The following is a 5,496-nucleotide window of genomic DNA, read 5'->3' on the forward strand; positions in this document are numbered from 1 at the left end:
AAAAATCCCCCGCACCGACCTACTCTCCCAGGACCCTGCGGTCCCAGTACCATCGGCGCTGGCGCGTTTCACTTCCGTGTTCGGAATGGGAACGGGTGGTTCCACGCCGCTATGGGCACGGGGGATTTTCGTGTTTTGCCTTTCAAAATCCCACGCCGCCTCCAGGCGGCAGGGGACCTCGGCTGGGGTGGACCATCAGGGCAAAAAGGGTCAAGACCTCGGACGATTGGGACCGGTCAGCTCAACGCCTCACGGCGCTTACACCTCCGGCCCATCCACCGGGTAGTCTTCCCGGGTCCTTACCGGCTAGTGCCGTGGGAGGCCTCATCTTGGGGCAGGTTTCCCGCTTAGATGCTTTCAGCGGTTATCCCTCCCGCACATGGCTACCCAGCTTATGCCCCTGGAGGGACAGCTGGGAAACCAGAGGTGCGTCCCTTCCGGTCCTCTCGTACTAGGAAGAGCCCCCCTCAAGCCTCCTGCGCCCGTGGCGGATAGAGACCGAACTGTCTCACGACGTTCTGAACCCAGCTCGCGTGCCGCTTTAATGGGCGAACAGCCCAACCCTTGGGACCTTCTTCAGCCCCAGGATGCGACGAGCCGACATCGAGGTGCCAAACCTCCCCGCCGCTGTGGACGCTCGGGGGAGATCAGCCTGTTATCCCCGGGGTAACTTTTATCCGTTGATCGATGGCCCTTCCACACGGGACCACCGGTTCACTAGGCCCGGCTTTCGCCCCTGCTCGGCTTGCAGGCCTCACAGTCAGGCTCCCTTCTACCCTTGCGCTCTCCGGCGGATTTCCGTCCCGCCTGAGGGAACCTTTGGGCGCCTCCGTTACCCTTTAGGAGGCGACCACCCCAGTCAAACTGCCCGCCAAGCGCTGTCCCCAATCCCTTGGGTTAGGCCCCCAGCCGCATCAGGGTGGTATTTCACCGGCGCCTCCACCGCCCCCGCAAGGGCGGCTTCCCAGGCTCCCACCTATCCTACGCAGACGCGACCAAGAGCCAACACCAGGCTGCAGTAAAGCTCCACGGGGTCTTTTCGTCCTGCCACGGGTAGGCCGCATCTTCACGGCCAGTTCAATTTCACCGGGTCCCTCGCCGAGACAGCGCTCCGGTCGTTACGCTTTTCGTGCAGGTCGGAACTTACCCGACAAGGAATTTCGCTACCTTAGGACCGTTATAGTTACGGCCGCCGTTCACCGGGGCTTCGGTTCAGGGCTTGCACCCCTCCCCTTGACCTTCCGGCACCGGGCAAGCGTCGCTCCCTATACCTCCTCTTACGAGTTCGCAGAGAGCTGTGTTTTTGGTAAACAGTCGCCAGAGCCTGTTCACTGCGGCTCCCCATCAGCACCGCACGCGGCACCAACAGGGAGCACCCCTTCTCCCGAAGTTACGGGGCTAACTTGCAGAGTTCCTTGGCGAGGGTTATCCCGCGCGCCTGAGTGCTCTCGCACCCGCCCACCTGTGTCGGTTTCCGGTACGGGTTCCCATGGGTTGTGCTTAGAGGCTTTTCTCGGCTCCCTGGCTTCGGGGGGTTGTCACCCTCACGGGCTTCCCCACCACGCAGAGCCCACGGGAGGCGGATTTGCCTACCCCCCACCCTGCGCTTCTGGCCGGGCTCGTCCATGGCTCCGGTCCCCCTAGCCTAAAGCGTCCCCCCATCGCACCCATGGGAAGGGCCGGAATATTAACCGGCTGCCCTTCGGCTACGCCTCTCGGCCTCACCTTAGGCCCCGCCTAACCCTACGCTGACGACCATTGCGTAGGAACCCTTGGGCTTACGGCGACAGGGATTCTCACCCTGTTTATCGTTACTCATGCCGGCATTCGCACTTCCCTTACCTCCAGCCGCCCTCGCGGACGACCTTCGTCGGCATCGGGAACGCTCCCCTACCGCCTGAGGGTTGCCCCCCAGACCCGCAGCTTCGGCGCTGGGCTTAAGCCCCGATCATTTTCGGCGCAGCGTCACTCGACCAGTGAGCTATTACGCACTCTTTAAAGGATGGCTGCTTCTAAGCCAACCTCCTGGCTGTCTCAGCAACGCCACATCCTTTCCCACTTAGCCCAGACTTCGGGACCTTAGCTGGCGGTCTCGGTTGTTCCCGCGCTCGGACACGGACGTTATCGCTCGCGCCCTCACTCCCAGGCTCCACCTGGGACCCTTCGGAGTTTGACAGGGTTTGGTAGGCTGGTGGGCCCCCTAGCCCTATCAGTGCTCTACAGGCCCCAGTCAGCACCTGAGGCTGACCCTAAAGTCATTTCGGGGAGAACCAGCTATCTCCGGGTTCGGTTAGCTTTTCACTCCTAACCCCAGCTCATCCGAGGGGTTTGCATCCCCCACCGGTTCGGGCCTCCACTGGGCTTCACCCCAGCTTCACCCTGGCCAGGGCTAGCTCACCCGGTTTCGGGTCCACGGCCGCGGACTAACGCCCTCTTCGGACTCGGTTTCCCTACGCCTCCGCCTCCACGGCTTAAGCTCGCCCACGACCGTGAGTCGCCGGCTCATGCTTCAATAGGCACGCCGCAACCCCCAAAGGGGCCGCGACTGCTTGTAAGCCCACGGTTTCAGGCTCTATTTCACTCCCCTCCCGGGGTTCTTTTCACCTTTCCCTCACGGTACTGGTCCACTATCGGTCACCCGGAGTACTTAGCCTTAGGCGGTGGTCCGCCCAGATTCCCCCATGGCTCCACGAACCACAGGGTACTCGGGTACCCTCACCTATCCCCTCCCCTTTCGCCTACAGGGCTTTCACCTTCTTCGGCGCTGCTTCCCAGACAGCTTCGGCTAGAGTCAGGGATTCGGTATCCGAGGGCCCCACTACCCCGCCCGGACAAGCCAGACGGTTTAGGCTCTTCCCCTTTCGCTCGCCGCTACTCAGGGAGTCGCTTTCGCTTTCCTCTCCTCTGGGTACTGAGATGTTTCAGTTCCCCAGGTTCCCCCCGCCAAAAGGCGGTGACCCGTGTTCCCACGGGCCGGGTTCCCCCATTCGGACATCCAGGGATCAACGCCCGCTACCGGCTCCCCCTGGCTTATCGCAGGTAGCCACGTCCTTCATCGGCTCGGGTGCCAAGGCATCCACCGTGGGCCCTTAGCATCTTGACCCTTCAAGGCCGCTCATCACGGCCTACAACCACCTATTCCTCCACCCCAGCTTTCAAGATCCCCCGCCGCCCCTCAGGCAGCGCAAAGAAAAAACTACCAGACCAAAACAAAACTGTCAAGGGGGGTGGGGGACACCCCACCCCGCATCTTGACGGAAAGGCTTCTCCTCGCTAAGCTAGTTTTTGCGTGCGGGGGCGATTAGCTCAGCTGGTCAGAGCGCACGCCTGATAAGCGTGAGGTCGGTGGTTCAAGTCCACCATCGCCCACCACGATGGGAAGGGTAAATCCCCGGGGTTCATCTAACCCCGGGGATCGGTTTTTGACACCTACATGACACCTAATAGCCCGTTGCCAGGTGGTAGATCAAATAACCTACTGCCCCACCCAGCAGGGCGGCCATAAACCCTGCCCACCAGGGGTTCCGCCTGGCCCAGGCAAGAAATTGACCCGAGATGGTGAGGCCTGTACGGCGCACCGCCAGCAGCTCCACCATTCCAAGCCAGACGACCAGGCCGCCCAGGAAGATAAGCCACCACCATAGGCCCGTCAGGGCAAAGGCGACACCCAATGTCGCCAACATGGCTATAATGCCCCAGGGCACCCTCATACCTTTAGCTCAGAGTAGCGATTGGCTTGGCTAATGATGGCGCAGGCATAGGGCTCATTGCGCCTTCCTTGGCGGAATCCCGCCAGTCCTACGTTATATGCTTGAAGAATCTCCTTCCACGACGCCCCAGCCATCTGGCCCTTCAGCCACGCCAGATACTCCAGTCCAGCCGCTACCGCGTACCAAATCCGCGCATACATGGACATGCTCAGCATCTGCCCGGGGTCCTTGCCTACCTGACAAAAGGCTACCGGTTTTACCTGCAAGGGGCCCAGCTCGGTCTGAGGTGAGGCGGTGCACCGCCCCTTGGCCAGGGCCGCACGAATGCGATCGGTCTCAAGGTAGAGGTTGAAGCGGCTCTCCTGCCAGGCTAGGGCGGTGGCGATATCCGGGGGAATGCCGTAGTTGGTGGAAGTGGCCAGGGCTGATGCCAGCACCAGGGTGCATGGGGTACCCGAAGCGGGGATGCACACGCCCAGGTTGGGCCGCACTTCCCGGATGCGCTCATGGATGCGGTATATCAGCGCTTGGTAGTCCTTGGCTAGTCCGCTCCCGGGCTGGTACTGGCACCCGGTAGGGGCAGGGGTAGGAGAGACAAACGCTGGGCGGGGCCGCAGTAGGAGGTATGCAACCAGGCCCCCCAGCGCCAAAACCCCCCACCTAGCCCCTCCGGCGCGCAACGTCCTCCACCCCCCTGATTGTTCTCCTGATGCGCTTCATGCCGCGGTTAAGGGTCAACATCCCCCCAGCGTAGTACCACACGAAGGCGTGCAGGTCCCAGTAGGTGGCCACCCCTCCTTTGGCCTCAGCGCCGGCCACGTGGCGCCCGTCCTGCCTGGCCAGGGGAAAAATCCCCGCGGGTAGTGCGGGCACCCCATGGGTTGGAGGAAGAGAAAAAGTGCGGTTTCCCCAGTTTCCTGGTACCATCACGGCCCCCATATTACAGTCCACTCACCGATAGTCAACTTGTACAAGTTAGTCTTCGTGAACTCCTGTCCAGGGTCTAGTTTTACGCCCATGGGATACTGATCCACGCCGAGCCCTATGAGCCGGATGGTCGCATTAGCCTCGCTTGATAACCAGGTAACTGGTTGCGTCGTCCTGGTACGGCTACTTTGGATATAGCTATTGTATGAGATGCCTTTATAGAAACTACCAGAAGTATACGACGAGCTATTATTGTAGTCGGGGAGTACATCTGCGCTATGCAGGACGTGCCCATGGTAAATGCCATTCCCCATAATTAGCCCATGTAAGAGTGCTATGTCGCCGAATTCGTAGCCAAATGCATTCCATGGGAAAGCATTAGTTGGAACATACTTGCGCAAGAACAATTTCCCCGTTCGTACCCCAATACCGTCAATGTTAATGGACACTGGTTGCGGGATAACTGGGCCAACACTTACACGCCAGCGGTATATAAGCCGCAGGCGTTGGTCAGAGGCAGGAGTAATTACCACAGGGTTTCCCAAACCATCCCGGAAAAGTTCGCGACACATGAGGTTGCTTGATGGGTTTTGTGCCGGAGCAAACCCCCATTCCGCAAGGTTTTTATTGCCAACCTGGGCTTCCGTGAACTCTCTTACAACCGTGATATCGGCTACCCCATCGGCCGCGCGGGAAATAGACCAGGTGTTGGTACCAGCAGACTCGTTAATATTTGTTCTAACTACCTCCGCCGCCAGGGATGTTTGGGCGGGGTCTGGTAGCGTGGAACCCGTTCCGACGGTCGTGTAAGGAATTATGTGTAGGGTTTTGTGTATAAAAGGGGGGCACCAGAAAGGAC

2 protein-coding genes, 1 tRNA gene and 2 rRNA genes are annotated in these 5,496 nt (G+C 60.3%); 1 reads left to right on the forward strand and 4 read right to left on the reverse strand.

The window, feature by feature from the left end; genetic code table 11:
• Nucleotides 1-6 precede the first annotated feature (6 nt).
• Nucleotides 7-123 (reverse strand): 5S ribosomal RNA (gene rrf, locus L0C59_RS00005).
• An 83-nt stretch (nt 124-206) separates the two neighbouring features.
• A 23S ribosomal RNA gene (locus tag L0C59_RS00010) occupies nt 207-3,103 on the reverse strand.
• Nucleotides 3,104-3,295: 192 nt separating this feature from the next.
• Between L0C59_RS00010 and L0C59_RS00015 the strand changes: the two genes are divergently transcribed.
• A tRNA-Ile gene (locus L0C59_RS00015) sits at nt 3,296-3,372 on the forward strand.
• 68 nt (nt 3,373-3,440) lie between these two features.
• On the opposite strand, the gene L0C59_RS00020 is transcribed toward L0C59_RS00015, so the two are convergent.
• Together L0C59_RS00020 and L0C59_RS00025 are read right to left on the reverse strand one after the other, a co-directional pair.
• Entirely contained in the window at nt 3,441-3,710 is a 270-nt protein-coding gene (locus tag L0C59_RS00020) for a hypothetical protein (RefSeq protein WP_114312268.1), read from the reverse strand.
• Complete coding sequence (locus tag L0C59_RS00025; protein ID WP_205387542.1) at nt 3,707-4,147, reverse strand: transglycosylase SLT domain-containing protein; 441 nt, start codon at nt 4,145-4,147, stop codon at nt 3,707-3,709. The genes L0C59_RS00020 and L0C59_RS00025 overlap by 4 nt, the downstream gene beginning before the upstream one ends.
• Nucleotides 4,148-5,496 lie beyond the last annotated feature (1,349 nt).

The sequence above is a fragment of the Thermus neutrinimicus genome, from assembly GCF_022760955.1.
Taxonomy (GTDB): domain Bacteria; phylum Deinococcota; class Deinococci; order Deinococcales; family Thermaceae; genus Thermus; species Thermus neutrinimicus.